This is a genomic window from Shewanella oncorhynchi (assembly GCF_012584455.1).
Taxonomy (GTDB): Bacteria; Pseudomonadota; Gammaproteobacteria; order Enterobacterales; family Shewanellaceae; genus Shewanella; species Shewanella oncorhynchi.
Map to the genome: position 1 here is coordinate 1 of NZ_JABAEB010000021.1, position 21,857 is coordinate 21,857.

The 21,857-nt window shown below is 45.3% G+C and carries 36 protein-coding genes; 7 read left to right on the forward strand and 29 right to left on the reverse strand.

Annotated elements, in window-relative coordinates:
- Positions 1–226: 226 nt before the first annotated feature.
- Genes HGO26_RS21425 through HGO26_RS21440 form a run of 4 tightly spaced genes read right to left on the reverse strand, consistent with a single transcriptional unit; the run spans position 227 to position 3,832 of the window.
- Positions 227–814, reverse strand: a complete 588-nt coding sequence (locus HGO26_RS21425) for a TlpA family protein disulfide reductase (RefSeq protein WP_113941593.1) — start codon at positions 812–814, stop codon at positions 227–229.
- A complete protein-coding gene (gene nrfF / locus HGO26_RS21430; protein ID WP_105251045.1) occupies positions 811–1,290 on the reverse strand; it encodes a heme lyase NrfEFG subunit NrfF in 480 nt (159 codons plus the stop codon). Before nrfF ends, HGO26_RS21425 begins: the two co-directional genes overlap by 4 nt.
- Complete coding sequence (locus HGO26_RS21435; RefSeq protein ID WP_105251044.1) at positions 1,287–1,841, reverse strand: DsbE family thiol:disulfide interchange protein; 555 nt, start codon at positions 1,839–1,841, stop codon at positions 1,287–1,289. Before HGO26_RS21435 ends, nrfF begins: the two co-directional genes overlap by 4 nt.
- Before the next feature lie 11 nt (positions 1,842–1,852).
- Positions 1,853–3,832, reverse strand: a complete 1,980-nt coding sequence (locus tag HGO26_RS21440) for a heme lyase CcmF/NrfE family subunit (RefSeq protein ID WP_105251043.1) — start codon at positions 3,830–3,832, stop codon at positions 1,853–1,855.
- Between the two features lie 400 nt (positions 3,833–4,232).
- Between HGO26_RS21440 and ccmI the strand changes: the two genes are divergently transcribed.
- A complete protein-coding gene (gene ccmI / locus HGO26_RS21445) occupies positions 4,233–5,483 on the forward strand; it encodes a c-type cytochrome biogenesis protein CcmI (protein WP_168827730.1) in 1,251 nt (416 codons plus the stop codon).
- 61 nt (positions 5,484–5,544) lie between these two features.
- Here the strand turns inward: ccmI and HGO26_RS21450 are convergent, their stop codons facing one another.
- Positions 5,545–5,844 (reverse strand): c-type cytochrome, encoded by a 300-nt coding sequence (locus tag HGO26_RS21450; RefSeq protein WP_105251041.1) that lies wholly within the window; start codon positions 5,842–5,844, stop codon positions 5,545–5,547.
- A gap of 318 nt (positions 5,845–6,162) precedes the next feature.
- On the opposite strand from HGO26_RS21450, the gene ccmA reads away from it, so the two are divergent.
- The 6 genes from ccmA (at position 6,163) to HGO26_RS21480 (ending at position 10,091) form a co-directional block, all read left to right on the forward strand.
- Positions 6,163–6,813 (forward strand): cytochrome c biogenesis heme-transporting ATPase CcmA, encoded by a 651-nt coding sequence (gene ccmA, locus HGO26_RS21455; protein WP_131525727.1) that lies wholly within the window; start codon positions 6,163–6,165, stop codon positions 6,811–6,813.
- Between the two features lie 11 nt (positions 6,814–6,824).
- Positions 6,825–7,511 carry a heme exporter protein CcmB gene (gene ccmB, locus HGO26_RS21460; RefSeq protein WP_006079706.1) on the forward strand — a complete coding sequence of 229 codons (687 nt, stop codon included), beginning with the start codon at positions 6,825–6,827 and terminating at the stop codon, positions 7,509–7,511.
- Between the two features lies 1 nt (position 7,512).
- Positions 7,513–8,259, forward strand: a complete 747-nt coding sequence (locus HGO26_RS21465; protein WP_105251039.1) for a heme ABC transporter permease — start codon at positions 7,513–7,515, stop codon at positions 8,257–8,259.
- Entirely contained in the window at positions 8,259–8,459 is a 201-nt protein-coding gene (gene ccmD / locus HGO26_RS21470) for a heme exporter protein CcmD (protein ID WP_105253042.1), read from the forward strand. The genes HGO26_RS21465 and ccmD overlap by 1 nt, the downstream gene beginning before the upstream one ends.
- The gene (gene ccmE, locus HGO26_RS21475; RefSeq protein WP_105251038.1) at positions 8,456–8,944 is read left to right on the forward strand and encodes a cytochrome c maturation protein CcmE; all 489 of its coding nucleotides are present in this window, start codon (positions 8,456–8,458) and stop codon (positions 8,942–8,944) included. The genes ccmD and ccmE overlap by 4 nt, the downstream gene beginning before the upstream one ends.
- A 196-nt stretch (positions 8,945–9,140) precedes the next feature.
- Positions 9,141–10,091 carry an ABC transporter substrate-binding protein gene (locus tag HGO26_RS21480; protein WP_247651603.1) on the forward strand — a complete coding sequence of 317 codons (951 nt, stop codon included), beginning with the start codon at positions 9,141–9,143 and terminating at the stop codon, positions 10,089–10,091.
- 57 nt (positions 10,092–10,148) lie between these two features.
- Here the strand turns inward: HGO26_RS21480 and rplQ are convergent, their stop codons facing one another.
- The 24 genes from rplQ to rplB all read right to left on the reverse strand — a co-directional run bounded on the left by rplQ (position 10,149) and on the right by rplB (position 21,852).
- The gene (gene rplQ, locus HGO26_RS21485; RefSeq protein ID WP_006083573.1) at positions 10,149–10,544 is read right to left on the reverse strand and encodes a 50S ribosomal protein L17; all 396 of its coding nucleotides are present in this window, start codon (positions 10,542–10,544) and stop codon (positions 10,149–10,151) included.
- A 40-nt stretch (positions 10,545–10,584) separates the two neighbouring features.
- Positions 10,585–11,574: a DNA-directed RNA polymerase subunit alpha gene (locus HGO26_RS21490; RefSeq protein WP_006083574.1), complete on the reverse strand. Its 990-nt coding sequence runs from the start codon at positions 11,572–11,574 to the stop codon at positions 10,585–10,587.
- Between the two features lie 24 nt (positions 11,575–11,598).
- Entirely contained in the window at positions 11,599–12,219 is a 621-nt protein-coding gene (rpsD, locus tag HGO26_RS21495) for a 30S ribosomal protein S4 (protein WP_006083575.1), read from the reverse strand.
- Between the two features lie 32 nt (positions 12,220–12,251).
- Positions 12,252–12,644, reverse strand: coding sequence for a 30S ribosomal protein S11 (gene rpsK / locus HGO26_RS21500; protein WP_006083577.1), 393 nt, complete (start codon positions 12,642–12,644; stop codon positions 12,252–12,254).
- A gap of 15 nt (positions 12,645–12,659) precedes the next feature.
- Positions 12,660–13,016 (reverse strand): 30S ribosomal protein S13, encoded by a 357-nt coding sequence (gene rpsM, locus HGO26_RS21505; RefSeq protein WP_011787581.1) that lies wholly within the window; start codon positions 13,014–13,016, stop codon positions 12,660–12,662.
- 117 nt (positions 13,017–13,133) lie between these two features.
- Positions 13,134–13,247 carry a 50S ribosomal protein L36 gene (gene rpmJ, locus HGO26_RS21510; protein WP_006083579.1) on the reverse strand — a complete coding sequence of 38 codons (114 nt, stop codon included), beginning with the start codon at positions 13,245–13,247 and terminating at the stop codon, positions 13,134–13,136.
- Between the two features lie 21 nt (positions 13,248–13,268).
- A complete protein-coding gene (gene secY / locus HGO26_RS21515) occupies positions 13,269–14,609 on the reverse strand; it encodes a preprotein translocase subunit SecY (RefSeq protein WP_007644459.1) in 1,341 nt (446 codons plus the stop codon).
- Between the two features lie 7 nt (positions 14,610–14,616).
- Complete coding sequence (gene rplO, locus HGO26_RS21520; RefSeq protein ID WP_006083581.1) at positions 14,617–15,051, reverse strand: 50S ribosomal protein L15; 435 nt, start codon at positions 15,049–15,051, stop codon at positions 14,617–14,619.
- Positions 15,052–15,054: 3 nt separating this feature from the next.
- Positions 15,055–15,237, reverse strand: a complete 183-nt coding sequence (rpmD, locus tag HGO26_RS21525; protein ID WP_006083582.1) for a 50S ribosomal protein L30 — start codon at positions 15,235–15,237, stop codon at positions 15,055–15,057.
- 6 nt (positions 15,238–15,243) lie between these two features.
- Positions 15,244–15,747, reverse strand: a complete 504-nt coding sequence (rpsE, locus tag HGO26_RS21530) for a 30S ribosomal protein S5 (RefSeq protein ID WP_006083583.1) — start codon at positions 15,745–15,747, stop codon at positions 15,244–15,246.
- A gap of 11 nt (positions 15,748–15,758) precedes the next feature.
- On the reverse strand, positions 15,759–16,109 hold the full coding sequence (rplR, locus tag HGO26_RS21535) for a 50S ribosomal protein L18 (RefSeq protein WP_006083584.1): 351 nt from the start codon (positions 16,107–16,109) through the stop codon (positions 15,759–15,761).
- Between the two features lie 10 nt (positions 16,110–16,119).
- Entirely contained in the window at positions 16,120–16,653 is a 534-nt protein-coding gene (gene rplF / locus HGO26_RS21540) for a 50S ribosomal protein L6 (RefSeq protein WP_105251036.1), read from the reverse strand.
- A 10-nt stretch (positions 16,654–16,663) separates the two neighbouring features.
- The gene (gene rpsH / locus HGO26_RS21545) at positions 16,664–17,056 is read right to left on the reverse strand and encodes a 30S ribosomal protein S8 (protein ID WP_006083586.1); all 393 of its coding nucleotides are present in this window, start codon (positions 17,054–17,056) and stop codon (positions 16,664–16,666) included.
- 24 nt (positions 17,057–17,080) lie between these two features.
- The gene (gene rpsN, locus HGO26_RS21550) at positions 17,081–17,386 is read right to left on the reverse strand and encodes a 30S ribosomal protein S14 (protein WP_006083587.1); all 306 of its coding nucleotides are present in this window, start codon (positions 17,384–17,386) and stop codon (positions 17,081–17,083) included.
- 10 nt (positions 17,387–17,396) lie between these two features.
- Positions 17,397–17,936, reverse strand: a complete 540-nt coding sequence (gene rplE / locus HGO26_RS21555) for a 50S ribosomal protein L5 (protein WP_006083588.1) — start codon at positions 17,934–17,936, stop codon at positions 17,397–17,399.
- A gap of 12 nt (positions 17,937–17,948) precedes the next feature.
- Positions 17,949–18,263, reverse strand: a complete 315-nt coding sequence (rplX, locus tag HGO26_RS21560) for a 50S ribosomal protein L24 (protein WP_006083589.1) — start codon at positions 18,261–18,263, stop codon at positions 17,949–17,951.
- Between the two features lie 11 nt (positions 18,264–18,274).
- Complete coding sequence (gene rplN, locus HGO26_RS21565) at positions 18,275–18,643, reverse strand: 50S ribosomal protein L14 (RefSeq protein WP_006083590.1); 369 nt, start codon at positions 18,641–18,643, stop codon at positions 18,275–18,277.
- A 180-nt stretch (positions 18,644–18,823) separates the two neighbouring features.
- A complete protein-coding gene (gene rpsQ, locus HGO26_RS21570) occupies positions 18,824–19,072 on the reverse strand; it encodes a 30S ribosomal protein S17 (RefSeq protein ID WP_006083591.1) in 249 nt (82 codons plus the stop codon).
- Positions 19,072–19,263, reverse strand: a complete 192-nt coding sequence (gene rpmC, locus HGO26_RS21575; RefSeq protein ID WP_006083592.1) for a 50S ribosomal protein L29 — start codon at positions 19,261–19,263, stop codon at positions 19,072–19,074. The genes rpsQ and rpmC overlap by 1 nt, the downstream gene beginning before the upstream one ends.
- The gene (rplP, locus tag HGO26_RS21580) at positions 19,263–19,673 is read right to left on the reverse strand and encodes a 50S ribosomal protein L16 (protein WP_006083593.1); all 411 of its coding nucleotides are present in this window, start codon (positions 19,671–19,673) and stop codon (positions 19,263–19,265) included. Before rplP ends, rpmC begins: the two co-directional genes overlap by 1 nt.
- A gap of 11 nt (positions 19,674–19,684) precedes the next feature.
- Positions 19,685–20,377 carry a 30S ribosomal protein S3 gene (gene rpsC / locus HGO26_RS21585; RefSeq protein ID WP_006083594.1) on the reverse strand — a complete coding sequence of 231 codons (693 nt, stop codon included), beginning with the start codon at positions 20,375–20,377 and terminating at the stop codon, positions 19,685–19,687.
- A 9-nt stretch (positions 20,378–20,386) separates the two neighbouring features.
- Positions 20,387–20,719 (reverse strand): 50S ribosomal protein L22, encoded by a 333-nt coding sequence (gene rplV, locus HGO26_RS21590; protein WP_006083595.1) that lies wholly within the window; start codon positions 20,717–20,719, stop codon positions 20,387–20,389.
- Between the two features lie 15 nt (positions 20,720–20,734).
- Positions 20,735–21,013: a 30S ribosomal protein S19 gene (gene rpsS, locus HGO26_RS21595; RefSeq protein WP_006083596.1), complete on the reverse strand. Its 279-nt coding sequence runs from the start codon at positions 21,011–21,013 to the stop codon at positions 20,735–20,737.
- Positions 21,014–21,027: 14 nt separating this feature from the next.
- Positions 21,028–21,852, reverse strand: coding sequence for a 50S ribosomal protein L2 (gene rplB / locus HGO26_RS21600; RefSeq protein WP_006083597.1), 825 nt, complete (start codon positions 21,850–21,852; stop codon positions 21,028–21,030).
- Positions 21,853–21,857 lie beyond the last annotated feature (5 nt).

Sequence of the window (21,857 nt, forward strand, 5' to 3'; positions counted from 1 at the left end):
ACGCATTTCCCGTTTCGCGTCAAGGAGTTTTTGCAAACTTTCTCAACACTCATCAATCAGTAAACTCATCGATGAACTGTCACATCAGGCTGCTTAACGCTGTCTGCCGTGTCAGTGGATGCGCATTATAGGCAGTGAAACTTTTTGTGCAAGGGTTTTTTAAATGAAAAAAGATCGCATGGCGATCTTTTAAACAACGGAGATTATTTTACATGCAAAGTGCCCATTAATTGGGCTTTTTGCTGCCTTTATCGATAAAACCTTGGATTAGCGAGACGGCTTTTACGTCATCCCAATCAACATAGGATCGAACAAAGGCAATTAATTGACCCTGTTGATCAAGAATAAAGGTCGCAGGAATCGTGTCGAGCGGAAAAACGTTCCCAAGACTTTGTGGTTGATCGTAGTAAGAGTTGAAATTCGCCATACCCAATGAACTTAAGAACGGCTGAACCTGCTGCTTACCTTCTGCATCAATAGAGATAGGCAGCACGACAAAATCTTCAGTCTTGAACTTAGTTGCTAACCTTTCTATTGCAGGCAACTCTCTGACACATGGCGGACACCAAGTCGCCCACATGTTAACCATAATGATCTTGCCTTTAAATTGGCTGAAGTCGATAGCTTTACCATCAACATCATTAAAGGCAACAGGCTCAATAGGAAAAGTCTTTGGCAGTACATTGATCAAATCAACCGTTGATTCCATCGGTTTAGCCGTTTGCTGCATACCAGGGTACGCATGCGCGACCCCAGCAACAAATACCGAAAGAATGGATGACAACATGAATGCCGTTATGACTTTATGCTTCATTTTGTATTGCGCTTTAGCAAGGTATCTAACTCGCGCTGATCTTCTGCGCTAATTTCGTTCGGCACATTACCGCCAATACGTTGCTTACGAATGAAGATAAATCCAATCACTAGACCCAGAAGTAATAAACCAATAGGACCTAACCAGAGAATGTAGGTCTTGGTTTCCATCTTAGGTTTATAAAGAACAAACTCACCGTAACGACTGGTCATAAACTCGATGATCTCATCATCCCCTTTTCCTTCATCAACCATCTTGAATACCTCAAGACGCAGATCTCGAGCAACGGGTGAATTGGAGTCGATCAAATTTTGGTTTTGACACTGTGGACAACGTAGTTCATGAGCCAAAGACAAACCGCGCTTTTGATTTTCAGGTGACTTGAATTCGTAAGTATCAACTGGTGTTGCCATGACGGCGGTCGTCATGCTGAACATCAGCACTAGACCACCTATGATTTTTATCAGCGTTCTCATGCTGCGCCATCCTTCGCTGCTTCAGCTTGTAATTGTTGGATCATAGGGTAAAGGGTTTCACTCCATACGCGTTGGTCTATTGGACCTGCATAACGGAAACGGATAATACCGTTATGATCAACAATAAAACTCTCTGGTGCACCATAAACGCCAAGATCTAATCCTAAACGCCCATCTTTATCATAGATATTAACGTTATAGGGATCGCCCTGACGTTTTAACTCTTCTAACGCAGGAACACGCTCATCACGATAGTTGATCCCGTAAATTGGCAGAAGATTTTTACGTTTTAGCATCACTAAGAAAGGATGCTCATATTTACAAGATGGACACCACGTCGCCCATACGTTAAGTAATGATACCTTACCTTTTAATTGCTCATTCGTTATGATCTCAGCCGGTGTTTCTAGGCGTTCCAGTTGGAAAGCCGGAATAGGCTTCCCTTCCAGTGCTGAATCCAATTGCTGCGGATTCAGAAATAACCCTTTATATAGAAACACCCCCATGGCGAGAAATATGACCAATGGGATAAACAGAACCAACTTCTTCATACATTCCCCAATTATTGAGCCGTTGCCAATTTTGCCTTTTCGGCCAAAGGCGCGACGGCTGCAGTGACTTTCGCACGGTAACGTTTATCCGATGCAGCGAAGAATCCACCTATCATCATGAAAATTGCCCCAAACCATAACCAACGCACGAACGGCTTATAGTTTAAACGAACCGCAAATTCAGTGCTGGTAATAGGGTCACCCATAGTCACGTACAAGTCACGGAATAGACCCCAGTCAATACCGGCTTCTGTCATATCCATAGTTCGCACATTATATTGACGACGATCGGGTTTTAGTAATGTCAGTAGCTCATCGCCCTTGTAGATCTCTATCTGTCCCTGCTGTGCAGTGTAGTTAGGACCCACTACGTTTTTGGTCTCGAGATACTTAAAAGTATAACCGGCGAGTTCTTGGCTTACACCAGGCCCCATACGAACACTTTTCTCAATCGAGTAATTTGACACCATAGTGGCACCAATTACAGAAACGGCAATACCAAGATGCGCGAAGATCATACCAAGCTGACTACGGCCCATGCGACTGATGCTGATATCACCTTCTTTCGACTTGACCATGTTATAGGCCGCTCTTGCGGTAGCCAGAATAATCCAAGCCGCGGCTGCAATACCAAAGGTAACCCAAATATTGAATACACCATCGACGATAAAAGGCGTCACAATACCGATAGCAGCAGCAATCATTGCTGGGATCAATAGCTGACGCTTAAGCTCGCCCGCTTTCGACTTTTTCCAACGAATAATTGGACCAATACCCATAAAGCCAAATAGCACTAATACGATAGGCACGAACACCGCATTAAAGTATGGAGGTCCAACAGAGATCTTACCCATGCCAAGTGCATCGATGAGCAATGGATATAATGTACCCAATAGTACCGTACCTGCGGCAACCGTCAGTAGCACGTTACACACTAAGAGCATAGTTTCTTTAGACTTAAGCTCGAAACGGGCTGGACTACTCATTTCACTGGCACGTAAAGCAAACAGTGTTAATGAACCGCCAACAGCTAAACCAAGTAACAACAGGATGAACATACCGCGGCTTGGATCGGCTGCGAATGAATGCACTGAGGTTAATACACCTGAGCGAACAATAAAGGTACCAAGCAAACTTAAAGAGAAAGCAAAAATAGACAGTAATACAGTCCAGTTACGGAAGGCGCCGCGTTTCTCAGTCACAATCAAAGAGTGAACAAGCGCAGTACCCACTAACCAAGGCATAAAAGAGGCGTTCTCAACGGGATCCCAGAACCACCAACCGCCCCAGCCTAATTCATAATAAGCCCACCAAGATCCTAGTGCGATACCGCCCGTAAGGAAGGTCCAAGCAGCCAATGTCCATGGACGAGTCCAACGAGCCCATGCAGAATCAAGACGGCCGCTCATCAGCGCAGCAATCGCAAATGCAAAGCTTACAGAGAAGCCCACATAACCTAAGTACAACATAGGAGGATGGAAGATTAATCCCACGTCCTGCAGCATTGGATTTAAGTCACGACCTTCGGCAGGGATCGGGAATAAACGTTCAAATGGGCTAGATGTGAGTAGCATAAACAAACTAAAGCCAATCACAATAAGAGCCAATACTGCCAGCACACGGGCAGTAAATACTTCTTCTAAACCTTTGCTAAACAAGGCAACCGCAGCCGCCCAAGTTGATAAAGCAAACACCCAAAATAACAGTGACCCTTCATGACCGCCCCATACGGCCGAGATCTTAAAGAAGATAGGTAACTGAGAATTTGAATGATGTGCCACATAGGCGACCGAGAAATCATCGACGGCAAAACTATAAGCCAGCACGACAACAGATAAGGTAATAAAAAAGAACATTCCGTACGTTAATGGCCAAGCGTACCTAACAAGGTATTGGTCTTTTCTGGCAACACCTATTAGGGGGACGCTGATTAATAAGAAGGCAAAAGCCACCCCTATTATCAACGCAAAGTGTCCAAGTTCTGGGATCATGGGTTTTCCTCAGTCTTCAATAATATGTTGATTTAGAAAGACTCTATCTCAACGCACAACATGCTATTCACGCAAATGCACGAAATTTTGCTCATTTTAGTATTTGCTATTGTTCCTGTCTGCCTCTTTCGTACAAAACTGGGTTACTTGTCTCATTCTCAATTTTAGAGGTCGATGAAAGTCACGGAAGAGGCTCAGTTCTGCATGTGACCGACAAATGACACTTAAGTTTCATACAAAATTTACAAGAAGAATCAATTTGTGAACCAGTGCCCAACTATAAGCTTTCAGCACTGGGATTACCTTATATTACTGTTCAATGAACAATCTTTACGTATAATCTTGCTTCCAAGCCTAGCGGTTACTCCGCTTTCTGCAAACTAAAGTGAATATAGAAACAATGACGACATTTTGGATTTTTATTGCGCTTGTTATGTTAGTCGGCCTGATGCTGATTTGGATCCCGCACTTCAGACAGCAAAAATTGCTGAAAACGGAAGAAGCTGGAGTTCGTAAACAAACGAACCTTGAATTGTTCAATGAGCGCTTAGGCGTTCTTGAAAAAGAATTAAGTGAAGAGCTACTCGATCAAGCCGAATTTGATGCATTGAAGAAAGAACTGGAAATCAGTCTACTCCAAGACATCAAACAAGCGAACGACGATTCACTGGTCAACCAAATAAAGCCAAAGACGATTCTGTGGCCGTCGATCATGTCAGTTTGTTTGATTGTCATCTCAGGCTATCTATATCAACACTTAGGTGCCTTCGAGAATATTGATAGTGCTCAACAACCTGCAAATCCACATGCAGGAATGGATACGGCTCAAATCATGATGCAACGCGTGCAGATGATGGAAGCTCAAGTTAAAGCCGAGCCAGAAAACAGCCAACTGTGGTTTAGCTTAGGTCATGCTTATGTATCAGCAAACCAATACGATAAAGCGATTGCGGCTTTCGATAAAGTAATCGAATTAGTCGGAAAGCATGCAGAATTGCTCGGTCCAAAAGCAACGGCGATGTATTACAAAGCGGGTCAACAAATGACACCGCAAATCCAAGCTCTTATCGATGAGTCCTTAGCTATGGATGCCCAAGATCCTTCAACGCTACTGCTCGTGGGTATGGATGCTTTCTTTACTGCTGACTACAAGAAAGCCATCACCTCTTGGCAAACGATTTTAGATAGCGGTCGTGCCGACGTTGATCGTGCTGCTCTTATGAATGCAATCGAAACCGCCAACTTACGCATGCAGTCGGAAACCGCTGGCATGCCAAATGATGATGCACATAAGCAAGTCAAAGCGAGTGCTAAATCGGTCAATGTCACTATATCTATCTCTGCAGAACTTGCGGCTAAAGCCAGTCCAGAAGACACCATTTTCATCTTTGCCCGTGCAACTGAAGGACCTAAAGTTCCATTAGCTGCAACCAAAGTCAGTGCGAAGTCTTTCCCGATTACAGTGACATTAGATGACAGTAGCGGTATGGGTGGTGATGTGAAGTTAAGCGATGCAGCCAATGTGGAAGTGATTGCAGTGCTGTCTAAACAAGGTAATATCAAACCGCAAACGGGTGATATTCAAGGCAAGATCAGTAAAGTCGCCGTAGGCGATACAGCGAACCTAGTACTTGATACTCAAGTGCAATAAATCGCAGTTAATTGCAGATATAAAAAAACCGGCTTTCGCCGGTTTTTTTATATCTGAAAAATTACTTAGCTGTAGACATAAATTTGATAGCAGCTTTGTAATCATCATCAGTACAATCAGTACACATACCGCCTGGTGGCATAGCATTCAGACCGGTTTTCACACTCTTCACTAGAGCGTCAACACCCTTAGCTAAGCGTGGTTCCCATTCTGCAGCGTTGTGTACTTTTGGAGCACCAGCAACACCCATACTGTGGCATACGGTACATGCCTTATTATAAATAGCCTCAGCATCTTGAGCTGAAGCGTTAACTGACATAGTCAAAGCAGCGACAGCAGTCATTGCTAAAAGTTTTTTCATGTTCAATGTTCCTAATGCAAATACGTACAAAGCTCGGCGCCGCCCTTACTTAGGCAGACTCATTATAGCCGACTAAGATTACTACAAACTTCAAGAAATCTCATCTTTTTGTGATTAGAATCTCAACACAAAATGAATCAGGCGACAAGGATGACAAATTCGTTAATATATTAGCAAGTCGTAAAAAAGTTCGATAAATATTGCGGTTATTGGAACCACATCATATTGCTGACATCTAGTGCAAACCAAGAGTAAACCCCCAATAACGTTTGTGTTAGAATGACTTGTGTTTCCTTCCGGCTTGAGATAGAGGGTTCAGTGACAAATATAACTAAAGAAACCACATTAGTGTCAGCCAGCAAGCTGACCTGTATCCGCGAAGAACGTATCCTTTTTGATGAGTTAAGTTTTGATATAAATGCCGGTGACATTGTTCAGATTGAAGGCCCTAACGGCGCAGGAAAGACCAGTTTATTACGCATATTGGCGGGCCTTTCTCGCCCCTATGCCGGACAAACTTTTTACATTAATGAAGACATAAACCGTTGCCGCGATGAATACAATGAAGACCTCTTGTATTTAGGCCATTTAGCTGGCGTGAAATGCGAGCTGACTGCCGAAGAAAACCTTAATTTCAATTTAAGAATCAGTGGTTATGATGACTTTGATACGTCAGAGATTTTAGCCAAAGTCAATTTAACGGGCTTTGAAGAAGCTCTCGCGGGGCATTTATCCGCAGGCCAGCATCGCAGAACAGCGCTATCAAGATTGTGGCATAGCAACTGTAAAATTTGGATCCTTGACGAACCTTTTACTGCAATCGATAAAAAAGGCGTCGAAGAACTGGAGCAGTTATTTATTCAGCATGCGGATAATGGTGGCTGTGTGATCCTCACAACTCACCAAGATATGGGCATTATCACAGATGATAGGCTTCGTAAAATTCGTCTCGATTATCGCTTCATATAAGGTCAGGCTCAATGAAAAGAGGCATCAGTTTTACCCAAGCATTTTTCACCTTGCTGCAGCGAGATCTTAAAATTGCTATTCGCCACCGCGGCGACATTTTTAACCCACTGCTATTTTTTATTATGGTCGTTACCTTGTTTCCGCTGGGAATTGGACCAGAGCCACAAATGTTAGCACGTGTGGCACCGGGGATTATTTGGGTAGCCGCATTATTAGCATCGATGTTGTCACTTGAAAGGCTTTTCAAAGCCGACTTTAGTGATGGTAGCTTAGAACAAATGCTATTAAGTCCACAGCCATTAGCCATTCTCGTATTAGCTAAAGTGTTAGCCCACTGGATTTTAACTGGTGTGCCACTGATTATTATCGCACCACTGTTAGCGGTATTACTCAATCTAGACGGCAACAGCTACGGTGCGTTAATTTCGACGCTTGCGCTAGGCACGCCAGTATTGTCGCTGTTAGGTGCTATCGGTGTGGCATTAACCGTCGGTCTAAGAAAAGGCGGCGTGTTACTCAGCTTACTTATTTTGCCCCTATATATCCCAGTACTCATTTTTGCAACGAGTGCTATAGACGCGGCAGGAATGAATTTACCCTATGATGGTCAGCTCGCTATAATAGGCGCTATGCTGGTCGGATCGTTAACCTTAGCACCTTTTGCAATTGGTGCATCTCTGCGAGTGAGTACTAACTAAAATGTGGAAATGGTTACACCCTTACGCGGATCCTGAACGCGCATATAAATTATCAGGAACGTTATTTCCATGGTTTGCGATCTTAGCCGGTCTATTGATTGCTGTTGGCACTACATGGGGACTCGTCTTCGCGCCGACGGATTACCAGCAGGGTGATAGCTACCGTATTATCTTTATCCATGTTCCTGCCGCGTCTATGTCAATGGCGGCTTATATGGGTATGGCAACAGCGGCCTTTATCGGTCTAGTTTGGCAAATAAAACTTGCCGACTGGGCTGCAGCATCTATTGCTCCCATTGGTGCAGTAATCACCTTTATCGCACTCTTTACTGGAGCGGCATGGGGCAAACCTATGTGGGGTGCTTGGTGGGTATGGGATGCACGCTTAACTTCTGAGCTGGTATTACTATTCCTATATCTAGGTGTGATCTCGCTCTATGCCTCATTTGAGGATAAAGTGCTCGCAGCTCGTGCAGCAGGGATCTTAGCGATCGTCGGTGTGATCAATATTCCTATCATCAAATACTCAGTTGAATGGTGGAGCTCATTACATCAACCGTCGACAATACGCATTACCGAGAAATCGACAATGTCGACGGAAATGCTCTATCCACTGTTAATTAACATACTGGGTTTCGGTCTTATGATTGGCGCCATCACTATTGTTCGTTTTAGAGCAGAAATTTTAGCAAGAAATGGCATGCGCCCTTGGGTCCGTGAACTAGCTAAAGCGGAGGAGGTCAAATGATGCAATTCGATTCAATCAGTGATTTTTTTAATATGGGCGGCTATGCATTCTACGTATGGCTATCCTACGGAGTGACCTTCTTCTGCCTCTCTACGCTCATCATTACCAGCGCACGCCAAAAGCGTAAGGTGTTAATTGATATCGCGAAAAAGATGGATAGAGAAGAACGCTTAAAAGAAACCAGGAGTACTAAATCGTGAACCCAAGACGCAAAAAAAGACTGACATTAGCTGTAGCATTAATCGGTGGCGTTGCTGCGATTACTTCGCTTTTGCTCTATGCGCTGAACTCCAACTTGAACTTATTCTATACTCCGTCTGAAATTGTCCACGGCAAGACAGACACTGGTGTAAAACCTGAAATTGGCCAACGTATTCGTGTCGGCGGAATGGTGACGGTAGGTTCTATGGTGCGAGATCCCAAAAGCTTGCATGTCGAATTTGCAGTACATGACTCCCTCGGCGGTGAAGTACTGGTCACTTATGACGACCTATTGCCCGATCTTTTCCGTGAAGGACAAGGCATTGTTGCTCAGGGTGTACTGGGTGCTGATGGCAAACTAGAAGCAACTGAAGTACTGGCCAAGCATGATGAAAACTACATGCCACCAGAAGTCGCAGAAGCCATGGGCCAAAAGCACGAAAAGTTAGATTATAGCCAGCAAAAGGCACCAGATACTAAGTAGGTTATTGATGGATCAGCAATAGCGTACAAACTAAGCCTCCTAGCTTAATAACTAGTGAGGCTTTTTTATTATCTCAATATGCACAATTAAAGGTGGACTATACTCTAGGCAGCGCCAATACCTAAGACTGTATATGATTCAAATAAGACAACTAAACTCTAGTTTGCAACACATTCTAAGCTTCCTAATTATCTGCTTGGTAGGCCTCTCTCAGGAAGCCAATGCTGCTAAAGTTGTTGTTATCGAAAGCTACCATCATAGCTATCAATGGGACCAAGAATACTATCAAGCGATTTATGACACGCTCAGCCCTCACCACGATGTTAGTTATTTCGAGATGGATACCAAACGCTTACCCGAAGAGCAATTTACTGAACGAGCTGACTTAGCATGGAAATACATTCAACAACAAGCACCTCAATTGGTTATTCTCGCCGATGATAATGCGGTTAATCTCTTACACCAGCGCCTAAATGACAGCCTAATCCCAGTAGTCTATTTAGGGGTGAACATGAATCCTAGAGAATATCATCTCAATGAACACAAACGCTTCACAGGCGTCATTGAGAGACCACTACTACGACGTTCTCTACTGCTCATTCAACGTTTACTACCGCAGACTGTACATAGAAAAATCTTAGTTCTATTCGACCAAGGAGTCACCTCTGACTCAGCGGCTGAATACATCAGTAAACAACACTCAAGCATGTTAGGCGATATCGAAGTTAATTTAGTGCAATTGTCACAGCTAACGGATTGGCAGCGGAATGTATTGACCGCGAAGGAACAGGGTTATAACGCTATAGTCGTGGCGCTATACCACACAGTTAGAGATGCAGATAATCGCTCAGTAGATGCAGATCAGCTCCTAAAATGGATATCTGAACATACTCCGGTACCGAATTTTGGGTTTTGGGGATTTAGTGTCTCTGCTGAAGGTAATATTGGTGGCTATGTTCTCGATGGCTATCATCATGGCAAGATTGCAGCGAATATGGCGACAAAAATACTCGGCGGCGAGAAACCCGAAAATATTTTCCCAGTAACAGATGATCTTGGAAAATACATGTTTAGCCAGAAAGGCTTAGCTAAATGGAATATCGTCCTCCCAAAAGAAATCGAGAAAACCACACTTTGGGTAAAATAGTAAAAAAGGCATAAAAAAGCCGGGCTAATGCCCGGCTTTTTAAAAGTGTAACCTTAATTACTCAGCAGCTTCAACATCAACAGCTTGAGCAGCTTCTGGGCGACCAACTAGCTCGATGTAAGCCATAGGGGCTTTATCACCAGCACGTAAACCGCACTTAAGGATACGGGTATAGCCACCAGGACGTTCCTGGTAACGTGGACCCAACTCAGTAAATAACTTACCAACGACTTCAGCGTCGCGAGTACGTGCAAACGCTAAACGACGGTTTGCAACGCTGTCACTCTTAGCAAGTGTTATCAGAGGCTCAACTACGCGACGCAGTTCTTTCGCTTTAGCCACAGTTGTCTTGATGATCTCATGACGAACTAGTGAACCGGCCATGTTGCGAAACATGGCTTGGCGATGACTGCTGTTACGGTTTAGTTGACGACCACTCTTACGATGGCGCATGACCTAATCCTTATAACCTAAATCTGTACAAACCTGAGACTTATAGGTCGTCTGCTAAACTAGCTGGAGGCCAGTTTTCCAAACGCATACCTAACGACAGTCCGCGAGAAGCTAAAACATCCTTAATTTCAGTAAGAGATTTCTTACCTAAGTTCGGGGTTTTCAGCAACTCAACTTCAGTGCGCTGTACCAGATCTCCGATGTAATGAATCGCTTCGGCTTTCAAGCAGTTAGCCGAACGTACAGTTAGCTCTAAATCGTCGACAGGACGCAGCAGAATCGGATCGAATTCCGGTTTTTCTTCTTTCAGCTCTGGCTCAGTCACGTCACGTAACTCTACAAACGCATCTAGCTGTTCAGCCAGAATAGTTGCAGAACGACGGATAGCTTCCTCAGGATCGATAGTACCGTTTGTGGTCATATCGATAACGAGTTTATCTAAGTCAGTACGCTGTTCTACACGTGCTGCTTCTACATTGTAGGCAATACGTGCAACTGGCGAGAAAGAAGCATCAACCAGCAAGCGGCCGATTGGGCGATCATCGTCTTCGGTCTGTGCACGAGCAGATGCTGGTACATAACCACGACCACGCTCAACGCGAATACGCATGCTGATATCATTGTTACCTGTCAGATGACAGATAATATGATCAGGATTCACGATAGTGACATCACCATCATGCGTGATATCTGCTGCGATGACAGGGCCTGCGCCGGACTTGCTCAACGTAAGCATAGCCTCGTCTTTACCCTCGATGGTCACTGCTAACCCTTTCAGGTTTAACAAGATCTCAAGGATATCTTCTTGAACGCCTTCCTTACTGCTGTATTCGTGCAGTACACCGTCAATCTCGACTTCGGTAACCGCGCAGCCGGGCATAGACGACAATAGGATGCGACGCAACGCGTTACCTAAAGTGTGGCCGAAACCACGCTCAAGTGGTTCCAATGTAACCTTGGCACGTGTTGAGTTAACCTGCTCGATATCAACGAGACGCGGTTTAAGAAATTCTGTAACAGAACCCTGCATTGTGTCCTCTCTTGTTTGTTAGCCTTACTTAGAGTAAAGCTCGACGATCAGCTGTTCGTTAATTTCCGCAGACAAATCGCTACGTTCTGGAACGCGCTTGAAAGCACCTTCCATTTTCGCGTTGTCGACTTCAACCCATGTAGGCTTCTCGCGTTGAGCTGCCACTTCTAAAGCCGCTTTAATACGAGCTTGAGTACGTGACTTCTCGCGGATGCTCACAACATCATTCGCAGACACTTTGAATGATGGAATGTTAACAACACGACCGTTAACCATAATAGATTTATGGCTTACTAGCTGACGTGATTCTGCACGAGTTGCACCGAAGCCCATACGATAAACAACGTTATCAAGACGGGTTTCTAAAAGCTGAAGCAGGTTTTCACCTGTGTTGCCCTTAGTACGTGCAGCATCTTTGTAATAGTTACGGAATTGTTTTTCTAACACACCGTAAATACGACGAACTTTTTGTTTTTCGCGTAACTGAGTACCGTACTCTGACAAACGTGGCTTACGAGCGCCATGTTGTCCAGGTGCAGTTTCCAGTTTACACTTTGAATCGATTGCTCTCACACCGCTTTTTAAGAAAAGGTCAGTACCTTCTCGGCGGCTGAGCTTGAGCTTGGGACCCAAGTATCTTGCCATGATCTTTCTCCAACTATCCTAATGAAACGGCGTTATACACGACGCTTTTTAGGAGGACGACAACCATTATGAGGGATCGGCGTCACATCGGTAATGTTGGTAATTTTATAACCAACAGCGTTCAGCGCACGAATGGCTGACTCACGACCTGGACCTGGACCCTTCACAAACACTTCAAGGTTTTTTAAACCGTAGTCTTGAGCAGCAGCACCTGCACGCTCAGCAGCCACCTGTGCAGCAAATGGAGTAGATTTACGTGAACCACGGAAACCTGAACCACCTGAAGTAGCCCATGACAACGCATTACCTTGACGATCTGTAATGGTGACAATAGTGTTGTTGAAAGAAGCATGGATATGAGCCATGCCATCTGCAACCTGTTTACGTACGCGCTTACGCGGAGAACGTGACGGAACTTTAGCCATTGCTTTACCTTCCCGTTACTTTCTAATAGGTTTACGTGGACCTTTACGCGTACGCGCATTGGTCTTAGTACGTTGCCCACGGAGAGGCAGGCTACGGCGATGGCGGAGACCACGATAACAACCAAGATCCATAAGACGCTTGATGTTCATTGAAATCTCACGACGTAAGTCACCTTCTACTAGGTATTTGGCGACTTCTTCGCGTAGTGTGTCTATTTGAGCTTCGCTCAATTCCTTGATCTTAGCAGTTTCAGCGATTGCTGTAGCCGCGCAGATTGCTCTAGCGCGAGTACGGCCGATGCCGAAAATTGCAGTCAATGCGATGACTGTATGCTTTTGATCAGGAATGTTAATGCCAGCGATACGGGCCACTATGCACTCCTTAAAGTTAAAGGCCAACTGCGAAAAGCCCGAAAGGATACTCGACAGTCGACAGATTTGCAAACAAAATTTTGTTCAGCCCAATTCATGGGCTGAACAAATTACTTTTTAGCCTTGACGCTGTTTGTGTTTTGGTTCAACACAGATAACGCGTACAACGCCACTACGCTTGACGATCTTGCAGTTACGGCAGATCTTCTTCACGGAAGCTCGAACTTTCATTTCATCACTCCGTAAAGCTACTTAGCGACCAAAGCGATCTAAATTCGCTTTGTTAACTAGGTTAGCTTTCTTCATCACAGACTCATACTGATGAGACATCATATGCGTCTGAACCTGAGCCATGAAGTCCATGATTACGACTACCATAATTAGTAGTGAAGTACCGCCGAAATAGAACTGTACTTTCCACGCAATTAACATGAACTCCGGAATTAAGCAGATAAAGGTTATGTATAACGCGCCTGCCAATGTCAAACGGGTCATAACTTTATCAATGTAACGCGAAGTCTGTTCTCCAGGACGGATCCCAGGGATGAATGCACCACTCTTCTTCAAGTTATCTGCTGTTTCACGTGGGTTAAACACCAACGCAGTATAGAAGAAACAGAAAAAGATAATCGCTGTTGCATATAATAATGAGTAAAGCGGTTGTCCAGGTGACACAGCCAGTGAAAAATCACTTAACCATGACATGGACTCATTTTGACCGAACCACTGAGCCAGTGTTCCAGGAAACAAAATGATGCTTGACGCAAAAATTGGCGGAATAACACCTGCCATGTTTATTTTCAGCGGTAGATGGGTACTTTGCGCAGCGAACACCTTACGGCCTTGCTGACGCTTAGCATAGTTAACGACGATACGACGCTGACCACGTTCCACAAACACTACAAAATAAGTCACTGCAAACACAATTACCGCGAGCAACAACAATACTAACACATTCAAGTCACCTTGACGCGCCTGCTCAGCCGTTTGGCCGATAGCGGAAGGTAATCCAGCAACAATACCTGCGAAAATCAAAATCGAGATACCATTACCTATACCACGTTCGGTAATTTGCTCACCTAGCCACATAAGGAACATAGTTCCTGTCACTAAGCTCACAACCGCAACAAAGTAGAATCCAAATCCAATGTTGACCACAAGGCCTGGCACTAAGTTTGGTAACCCGGTTGCAATACCGACCGACTGGAATGTACCCAGCACTAAGGTACCCCATCTGGTATATTGACTGATTTTCTTACGTCCTGATTCGCCTTCTTTTTTCAATTCAGCGAGTGCAGGATGTACGACAGTCAACAGTTGCATGATAATCGATGCCGAAATGTACGGCATAATACCTAATGCAAAGATAGAGGCACGCTCAAGGGCACCACCCGAGAACATGTTAAACATGCCAAGGATGGTTCCACTTTGCTGAGCAAACAGCTCTGCTAATACAGCTGCGTCAATACCAGGAATTGGCACAAACGAACCGGCTCTAAAGACGATAATCGCACCAATCACGAACAGGAGGCGAGCTTTCAATTCAGAAAGTCCACCTTTCGCGCTTTTTAAATCAAGTCCTGGTTTTGCCATCGACGTATTATTCCTCGATCTTACCGCCGGCAGCTTCAATAGCTGCACGTGCACCTTTGGTTACCTTCAGACCTTTAACAGTCACAGGGCGCTCAATGGTACCTGAAAGAACAATTTTCGCAAACTGGATGTTGCGAGTTATTACGTTCGCATCTTTCAGAGCGTTTAAGTCGATAACATCACCGTTAACTTTTGCCAGTTCGAGTACACGAACTTCAGCTGTTACCATAGCGCGACGCGAGGTAAAACCAAATTTAGGTAAACGGATTTTCAGTGGCATTTGACCACCTTCGAATCCTGGGCGTACACCGCCACCAGAGCGAGACTTTTGGCCTTTATGACCACGACCCGCTGTTTTACCTAGACCTGAGCCCATACCACGGCCTACACGCTTTGGTGCATGCTTAGAGCCTGCAGCTGGAGATAGAGTGTTTAAACGCATCTATTAATCCTCCACCTTAACCATGTAGTAGACCTTGTTGATCATACCGCGAACAGAAGGAGTATCTTCTAATTCAACAGTGTGACCAATGCGACGCAAACCAAGACCCGTTAGGGTTGCACGGTGCTTCGGTAAACGACCGATACCGCTTTTAGTTTGAGTAACTTTTACAGTTTTAGTTGCCATGGTGCATTACCCCCGAATTTCGTCAACATTCAGGCCACGCTTAGCTGCGATTTGCGAAGGTGACTTCATGTGCACCAATGCATCGACAGTCGCGCGAACGATGTTGATCGGGTTAGTAGAACCGTATGCTTTTGACAGAACGTTATGCACGCCTGCTACTTCCAATACGGCACGCATTGCGCCACCGGCAATAATACCAGTACCTTGTGATGCAGGTTGCATGTACACAAGTGAACCAGTATGACGACCTTTAACTGGGTGATGCAGAGTACCTGCATTCAACTCAACGGTCACAATGTTACGACGAGCTTTTTCCATCGCTTTTTGAATCGCGGCTGGAACTTCACGTGCTTTGCCATAGCCATAGCCAATCTTACCGTTACCGTCACCCACTACTGTCAGTGCTGTGAAGCTAAAGATACGACCGCCCTTAACTACTTTAGAAACACGATTAACTGCAATTAATTTCTCTTGCAGATCGTCTTTTTGCTGAGCTTCTAATTTAGCCATTTTATAACCCCTTAGAACTTCAGGCCAGCTTCACGAGCTGCATCTGCTAAAGCAGCTACACGACCGTGATACTTGAAACCAGAACGATCGAACGCAACTGAAGTTACGCCTTTTTCGATCGCGCGCTCAGCAACAAATTTACCTACTGCTTTCGCTGCGTCTACGTTACCGGTACTCTTCAGTAGCTCTTTAACCGCTTTTTCTACGGTTGAAGCAGCTGCCAACACCTGAGCTTCAGGATTGATCACCTGAGCATAAATGTGACGCGGTGTACGATGTACAACCAGACGGTTCACGCCCAGCTCTTGGATCTTCTTACGAGCGCGAGTAGCGCGACGTAAGCGAGATGTTTTCTTATCCATATCGCGTTACCTACTTCTTCTTAGCCTCTTTACGGCGTACTACTTCGTCGTCATAGCGAACACCTTTGCCTTTGTATGGCTCTGGTGGACGGTATCCGCGAATCTCAGCAGCGACTTGGCCAATTAACTGTTTATCAACGCCACGTAGGACGATGTCAGTTTGGCTAGGGCACTCTGCAGTAACGCCTGCGGGCAGTTTGTGTACTAACGGATGAGAGAAACCTAAAGTAAGGTCGATATCAGCACCGACGAGTTTCGCACGGTAACCAACACCAACTAACTTTAACTTACGCTCAAAACCTTGAGATACACCAACAACCATGTTGTTTACTAATGCACGAGTTGTACCAGCCTGTGCCCAAGCGTTAACAACGCCTTCAACAGGGAGGAACTTAACTACGCCGGCTTCAATAACAACATTGACCGCATTGTTGATCACTCGAGTCAGACTACCTTTTCCGCCTTTGACGGTAAGGGTCTGTTCGTTCAAGGTCACCTCTACGCCAGCTGGAATAGATACTGGTGCTTTTGCTACACGAGACATTCCTAGCTCCTTAAGCTACGTAGCAGATAACCTCGCCACCCATGCCTGCAAGGCGGGCGGCACGATCAGTCATCAAGCCTTTAGAAGTGGACACAATTGCGACACCCAGACCGCCCATCACCTTTGGAAGTTCGTTTTTACCTTTGTAAATACGAAGACCAGGGCGACTTACACGCTGGATAGTCTCAACGACTGGTTGGCCTTGGAAATACTTTAAAGTAACTTCCAGTTCAGGCTTGGCTTCATCTGCTACGGCGTAATCAGCAATATAACCTTCATCTTTAAGTAGTTTCGCAATTGCGACTTTCAACTTAGCTGAAGGCATCTTCACTGATACGTGGTTAGCAGCTTGGCCGTTACGAATACGGGTTAACATATCCGCAATAGGATCTTGCATGCTCATATTAGCTTACTCCGTGACAAGTGCTTACCAGCTGGCCTTACGCAGGCCAGGAACTTCACCACGCATGGTTGCTTCACGTAATTTGATACGGCTTAAGCCGAATTTACGTAAGAAGCCATGAGGGCGACCAGTTTGATTACAACGATTGCGTTGACGCGCAGCGCTGGAATCACGTGGTAGAGCTTGCAGCTTAAGAACCGCATCCCAACGATCTTCGTCAGAAGAAGCTGGACTTGCAATGATAGTCTTAAGAGCCGCACGCTTTTCAGCGTACTTGGCCACGAGCTGTGCACGTTTAGCTTCACGTGCTTTCATTGATGTTTTTGCCATTACGCTACCCTTATTTCTTGAATGGGAAGTTAAAAGCGTCTAACAAAGCACGACCTTCTTCATCATTCTTCGCAGTAGTAGTGATAACAATATCCATACCACGAATCTTATCGATTTTATCGTAATCGATTTCTGGGAAGATGATCTGCTCACGCACGCCCATTGCGTAGTTACCACGGCCGTCAAACGCTTTAGCGCTTAAGCCACGGAAGTCACGAATACGTGGGATTGCGATATCGACTAAACGCTCTAAGAATTCCCACATACGCTCACCGCGTAGGGTCACTTTACAGCCAATAGGGTAGCCTTCACGGATTTTAAAACCAGCAACTGACTTACGAGCTACAGTCACAACTGGCTTTTGACCAGCGATTGCAGTCATATCACGGACAGCATGGTCCATGATTTTCTTGTCTGCAACAGCTTCGCCAACACCCATATTCAGGGTGATTTTCTCAATCCGAGGGACTTGCATGACACTGGTATAACCGAACTTTTTAGCAAGTTCAGCGACAACAGTCTCTTGGTATTTATCATGCAGTTTCGCCATCGTTTACTCCAATTACTTAACGAGTTCACTGTTCGATTTGAAGAAACGAACTTTTTTGCCGTCTTCAAAGCGGAAACCAACGCGATCAGCTTTGCCAGTGGCAGAGTTGAAAATCGCTACATTTGATGCTTGTATCGGTGCTTCTTTCTCAACAATACCGCCAGCTACGCCCAATTGTGGGTTTGGCTTTTGGTGTTTTTTGACAAGATTGATGCCTTCAACAATCAATTTACCAGTAGGAAGGACTTGAGAAACTTTTGCACGTTTACCCTTGTCTTTACCTGCTAATACAATCACTTCGTCTTCACGACGTATTTTAGCTGCCATTTTGAAGCTCCTTACAGTACTTCTGGTGCCAGCGAGACAATTTTCATAAATTGCTCATTACGCAATTCACGTGTCACTGGTCCAAAGATACGAGTACCAATCGGCTGCAGGTTGTTGTTCAAAAGAACAGCTGCATTCCGATCGAAGCGAATGACAGAACCGTCTGGACGACGTACGCCTTTCTTAGTACGGACTACCACCGCGTTATACACATCGCCTTTCTTCGCTTTAGCGCGAGGAATCGCTTCTTTAACAGAAACTTTGATGATGTCGCCGATACCGGCATAACGACGATGAGAGCCACCCAAGACCTTAATACACTGAACTCTGCGTGCGCCGCTGTTACAAGCAACGTCAAGAGTCGATTGCATTTGGATCATTTTAAGTGCTCCGCTATCGTTACTACACAATTCCCACTATGGGACAATAAAAACACTCATTTTTGCTATTAATTTAGTCAAAAATGGCGCGCAAATATAACACCATAAAAGTGGAATGTATAGTATTAAAAAACAAACGGCCCCACATTCTGGAGCCGTTTACCTAAATACCTAATTAGCTTAGGCCTTTGATACTACTTCAACCAGGGTCCAAGACTTAGTCTTAGACAAAGGACGACATTCGCGAATCGCTACTAAATCGCCTTCATTGCACTGATTCGTTTCGTCATGTGCATGGATCTTTGTCGTACGCTTAATGTATTTCCCATAAATTGGGTGTTTCACTTGGCGTTCGATAGCAACAGTAATGGACTTGTCCATTTTGTTGCTAGTTACACGACCCTGCAAAGTACGGATTTTATCAGACATTATGCACCCGCCTTAGAAGTAATAATGGTCTTAACGCGCGCAATGTTACGGCGCACCAATTTCAGTTGATTAGTCTGAGTCAACTGACCAGTGGCGTGTTGCATACGCAGGTTGAACTGCTCACGCAGCAGACCAAGTAGTTCAGCGTTCAGTTCTTCAACGCTCTTTTCTCTCAGTTCGCTCGCTTTCATTACATCACCGTCTTAGTTACGAAGGTAGTCTTAATTGGAAGCTTGGCAGCAGCCAAAGCAAACGCTTCACGAGCGATCACTTCAGAAACACCATTCATCTCATAAAGAACCTTACCAGGTTGAATCTGACATACCCAGTATTCAACGTTACCTTTACCTTTACCCATACGCACTTCAAGAGGCTTAGAGGTAATCGGCTTGTCCGGGAAAACTCGAATCCAAATTTGTCCCTGACGCTTAATGTGACGTGTCATGGCACGACGTGCAGATTCGATCTGACGTGCAGTTAAACGGCCACGGCCGACTGCTTTCAGACCAAAAGTACCAAAGCTAACTTCGGTACCGTTCGCTAGACCGCGGTTGCGGCCTTTGAACATCTTGCGAAACTTCATACGTTTAGGTTGCAGCATTGCCGGCTCTCCTATTTACCACGAGGCTTGCGCTTAGGTTGCTGCTGCTTCGGCTCTTCAATCTGTGGCAGCATTCCGTCTAGAACTTCACCTTTGAAGATCCAAACTTTAACGCCAATCACACCGTATTGGGTGTGACTTTCAGATGTAGAATAGTCGATATCAGCACGCAAAGTATGTAAAGGTACACGACCTTCACGATACCACTCATCGCGCGCAATCTCAGCTCCGCCTAAACGGCCACTAACTTGTACTTTGATACCTTGAGCACCAATACGCATTGCGTTTTGAACTGCGCGCTTCATAGCACGACGGAACATTACGCGACGCTCTAATTGCTGTGCAATTGAGTCAGCAACTAACTTGGCATCTAGCTCAGGTTTACGGATCTCAGCGATGTTAATTTGAGCAGGAGTGCCAGCAAGTTTTGACACTGCAGCACGCAATACTTCAACGTCTTCACCTTTCTTACCGATCACAACACCTGGACGGGCAGTGTGAATGGTAACGCGGATGCTTTTCGCTGGACGCTCGATAACAATCTTAGATACTGAAGCAGCTTGTAATTTCTCTACAAGAAACTTACGCACTTCCCAGTCGCTGTTCAGGTTACTTGCGTAATCTGATTTATCTGCGTACCAGGTAGAGATCCAAGGCTTGGTGATACCCAGACGGATACCATTAGGATGTACTTTCTGTCCCATTGCTCTCTCCTAGCGATCTGATACAACCACAGTAATGTGGCTGGTACGCTTCATGATACGATCAGCGCGGCCTTTAGCACGTGGCATGATACGCTTCATAGTTGGGCCTTCATCTACGAAGACGGCTCCGACTTTAAGCTCATCAATATCCGCGCCTTCGTTGTGTTCGGCGTTTGCGATAGCTGAGTCAAGTACTTTTTTAACCAGTACGGCGGCTTTCTTGGGGCTGAAAGTCAAAATTTCGAGGGCCTTAGCAACAGGCAATCCACGAATTTGATCAGCAACCAGACGGGCCTTCTGCGCAGACGTACGGGCAAAACGATGTTTAGCTAAAACTTCCATCTTATTCCTCCCGTATTAACGCTTCTTCGCTTTCTTATCTGCAGCATGGCCGCGATAAGTGCGAGTTGGTGAAAATTCACCAAGTTTGTGGCCGATCATTTCGTCAGTTACGAACACAGGAACGTGCTGACGACCATTATGGACAGCGATGGTCAAACCAATCATATTTGGAATGATCATAGAGCGACGTGACCAAGTCTTAATAGGCTTTTTGTCACCGGCTTCCATCGCTTTCTCTACCTTCTTCAGCAAGTGCAGGTCAATGAAGGGACCTTTCTTGAGAGAACGTGGCATGGCGAATCCTCTTACTATTTATTACGACGACGTACGATGTACTTGTCAGTGCGCTTGTTACTACGAGTTTTATAACCCTTAGTTGGCACACCCCATGGAGTCACTGGGTGACGACCACCAGAAGTACGGCCTTCACCACCACCGTGTGGATGGTCTACTGGGTTCATTGCAACACCACGCACTGTAGGACGTATGCCTCTCCAGCGCTTAGCACCTGCTTTACCTAACTGGCGTAGCATGTGTTCGGCATTACCAACTTCACCAAATGTCGCGCGGCAATCAACTGGCACTTTACGCATTTCGCCAGAGCGAAGACGTAGAGTGGCATATGCGCCATCACGAGCAACAACTTGTACATAAGCACCTGCAGAACGAGCGATCTGAGCACCTTTACCAGGCTTCATTTCAACTGCGTGAACTACAGAACCTACTGGGATGTTGCGCAGTGGCATAGCGTTACCGGTTTTGATCTCGGCAGCAACACCAGACTGGATCTTATCGCCAGCTTGCATGCCTTTGGCAGCAAGAATATAACGACGCTCACCATCCGCATACAATACTAACGCGATGTTAGCAGTACGGTTTGGATCGTATTCCAGACGCTCAATCTTTGCAGGGATACCATCTTTATCGCGTTTGAAGTCGATTAGACGATAATGCTGCTTATGACCACCACCTACGTGACGGACAGTGATACGGCCAGTATTGTTACGGCCACCACTTTTAGATTTTTTCGCCAACAAGCCAGCAAAAGGTTTACCCTTGTGCAGGTCAGTGTTCACCACTTTAACTACGTGGCGACGACCTGGAGAGGTTGGCTTACACTTAATAACTGCCATGATAA

What these genes read in the sequence shown, in the direction of transcription:
- nrfF (WP_105251045.1), bottom strand. Translation starts at nt 1,290, where the DNA reads ATGAGAACGCTGATAAAAATCATAGGTGGTCTAGTGCTGATGTTCAGC.
- ccmB (WP_006079706.1), top strand. Translation starts at nt 6,825, where the DNA reads ATGAAAAGAGGCATCAGTTTTACCCAAGCATTTTTCACCTTGCTGCAG.
- rplV (WP_006083595.1), bottom strand. Translation starts at nt 20,719, where the DNA reads ATGGAAGTTTTAGCTAAACATCGTTTTGCCCGTACGTCTGCGCAGAAG.
- secY (WP_007644459.1), bottom strand. Translation starts at nt 14,609, where the DNA reads ATGGCAAAACCAGGACTTGATTTAAAAAGCGCGAAAGGTGGACTTTCT.
- HGO26_RS21465 (WP_105251039.1), top strand. Translation starts at nt 7,513, where the DNA reads ATGTGGAAATGGTTACACCCTTACGCGGATCCTGAACGCGCATATAAA.
- rpmD (WP_006083582.1), bottom strand. Translation starts at nt 15,237, where the DNA reads ATGGCAACTAAAACTGTAAAAGTTACTCAAACTAAAAGCGGTATCGGT.
- rpsH (WP_006083586.1), bottom strand. Translation starts at nt 17,056, where the DNA reads ATGAGCATGCAAGATCCTATTGCGGATATGTTAACCCGTATTCGTAAC.
- HGO26_RS21435 (WP_105251044.1), bottom strand. Translation starts at nt 1,841, where the DNA reads ATGAAGAAGTTGGTTCTGTTTATCCCATTGGTCATATTTCTCGCCATG.
- rplE (WP_006083588.1), bottom strand. Translation starts at nt 17,936, where the DNA reads ATGGCGAAACTGCATGATAAATACCAAGAGACTGTTGTCGCTGAACTT.
- HGO26_RS21440 (WP_105251043.1), bottom strand. Translation starts at nt 3,832, where the DNA reads ATGATCCCAGAACTTGGACACTTTGCGTTGATAATAGGGGTGGCTTTT.
- rplO (WP_006083581.1), bottom strand. Translation starts at nt 15,051, where the DNA reads ATGCGTTTAAACACTCTATCTCCAGCTGCAGGCTCTAAGCATGCACCA.
- HGO26_RS21425 (WP_113941593.1), bottom strand. Translation starts at nt 814, where the DNA reads ATGAAGCATAAAGTCATAACGGCATTCATGTTGTCATCCATTCTTTCG.
- rplX (WP_006083589.1), bottom strand. Translation starts at nt 18,263, where the DNA reads ATGGCAGCTAAAATACGTCGTGAAGACGAAGTGATTGTATTAGCAGGT.
- rplB (WP_006083597.1), bottom strand. Translation starts at nt 21,852, where the DNA reads ATGGCAGTTATTAAGTGTAAGCCAACCTCTCCAGGTCGTCGCCACGTA.
- HGO26_RS21490 (WP_006083574.1), bottom strand. Translation starts at nt 11,574, where the DNA reads ATGCAGGGTTCTGTTACAGAATTTCTTAAACCGCGTCTCGTTGATATC.
- rplF (WP_105251036.1), bottom strand. Translation starts at nt 16,653, where the DNA reads ATGTCTCGTGTAGCAAAAGCACCAGTATCTATTCCAGCTGGCGTAGAG.
- rpsK (WP_006083577.1), bottom strand. Translation starts at nt 12,644, where the DNA reads ATGGCTAAAGTTCCGTCACGTTCTCCGCGTAAGCGCGTACGTAAACAG.
- rpsS (WP_006083596.1), bottom strand. Translation starts at nt 21,013, where the DNA reads ATGCCACGTTCTCTCAAGAAAGGTCCCTTCATTGACCTGCACTTGCTG.
- rpsC (WP_006083594.1), bottom strand. Translation starts at nt 20,377, where the DNA reads ATGGGACAGAAAGTACATCCTAATGGTATCCGTCTGGGTATCACCAAG.
- rplP (WP_006083593.1), bottom strand. Translation starts at nt 19,673, where the DNA reads ATGCTGCAACCTAAACGTATGAAGTTTCGCAAGATGTTCAAAGGCCGC.
- ccmD (WP_105253042.1), top strand. Translation starts at nt 8,259, where the DNA reads ATGCAATTCGATTCAATCAGTGATTTTTTTAATATGGGCGGCTATGCA.
- rplR (WP_006083584.1), bottom strand. Translation starts at nt 16,109, where the DNA reads ATGGATAAGAAAACATCTCGCTTACGTCGCGCTACTCGCGCTCGTAAG.
- HGO26_RS21450 (WP_105251041.1), bottom strand. Translation starts at nt 5,844, where the DNA reads ATGAAAAAACTTTTAGCAATGACTGCTGTCGCTGCTTTGACTATGTCA.
- rpmJ (WP_006083579.1), bottom strand. Translation starts at nt 13,247, where the DNA reads ATGAAAGTTCGAGCTTCCGTGAAGAAGATCTGCCGTAACTGCAAGATC.
- rplN (WP_006083590.1), bottom strand. Translation starts at nt 18,643, where the DNA reads ATGATCCAAATGCAATCGACTCTTGACGTTGCTTGTAACAGCGGCGCA.
- rpsE (WP_006083583.1), bottom strand. Translation starts at nt 15,747, where the DNA reads ATGGCTAAATTAGAAGCTCAGCAAAAAGACGATCTGCAAGAGAAATTA.
- rplQ (WP_006083573.1), bottom strand. Translation starts at nt 10,544, where the DNA reads ATGCGCCATCGTAAGAGTGGTCGTCAACTAAACCGTAACAGCAGTCAT.
- rpsN (WP_006083587.1), bottom strand. Translation starts at nt 17,386, where the DNA reads ATGGCAAAAACATCAATGAAAGCACGTGAAGCTAAACGTGCACAGCTC.
- rpsQ (WP_006083591.1), bottom strand. Translation starts at nt 19,072, where the DNA reads ATGTCTGATAAAATCCGTACTTTGCAGGGTCGTGTAACTAGCAACAAA.
- rpmC (WP_006083592.1), bottom strand. Translation starts at nt 19,263, where the DNA reads ATGAAAGCGAGCGAACTGAGAGAAAAGAGCGTTGAAGAACTGAACGCT.
- rpsD (WP_006083575.1), bottom strand. Translation starts at nt 12,219, where the DNA reads ATGGCAAGATACTTGGGTCCCAAGCTCAAGCTCAGCCGCCGAGAAGGT.
- ccmI (WP_168827730.1), top strand. Translation starts at nt 4,233, where the DNA reads ATGACGACATTTTGGATTTTTATTGCGCTTGTTATGTTAGTCGGCCTG.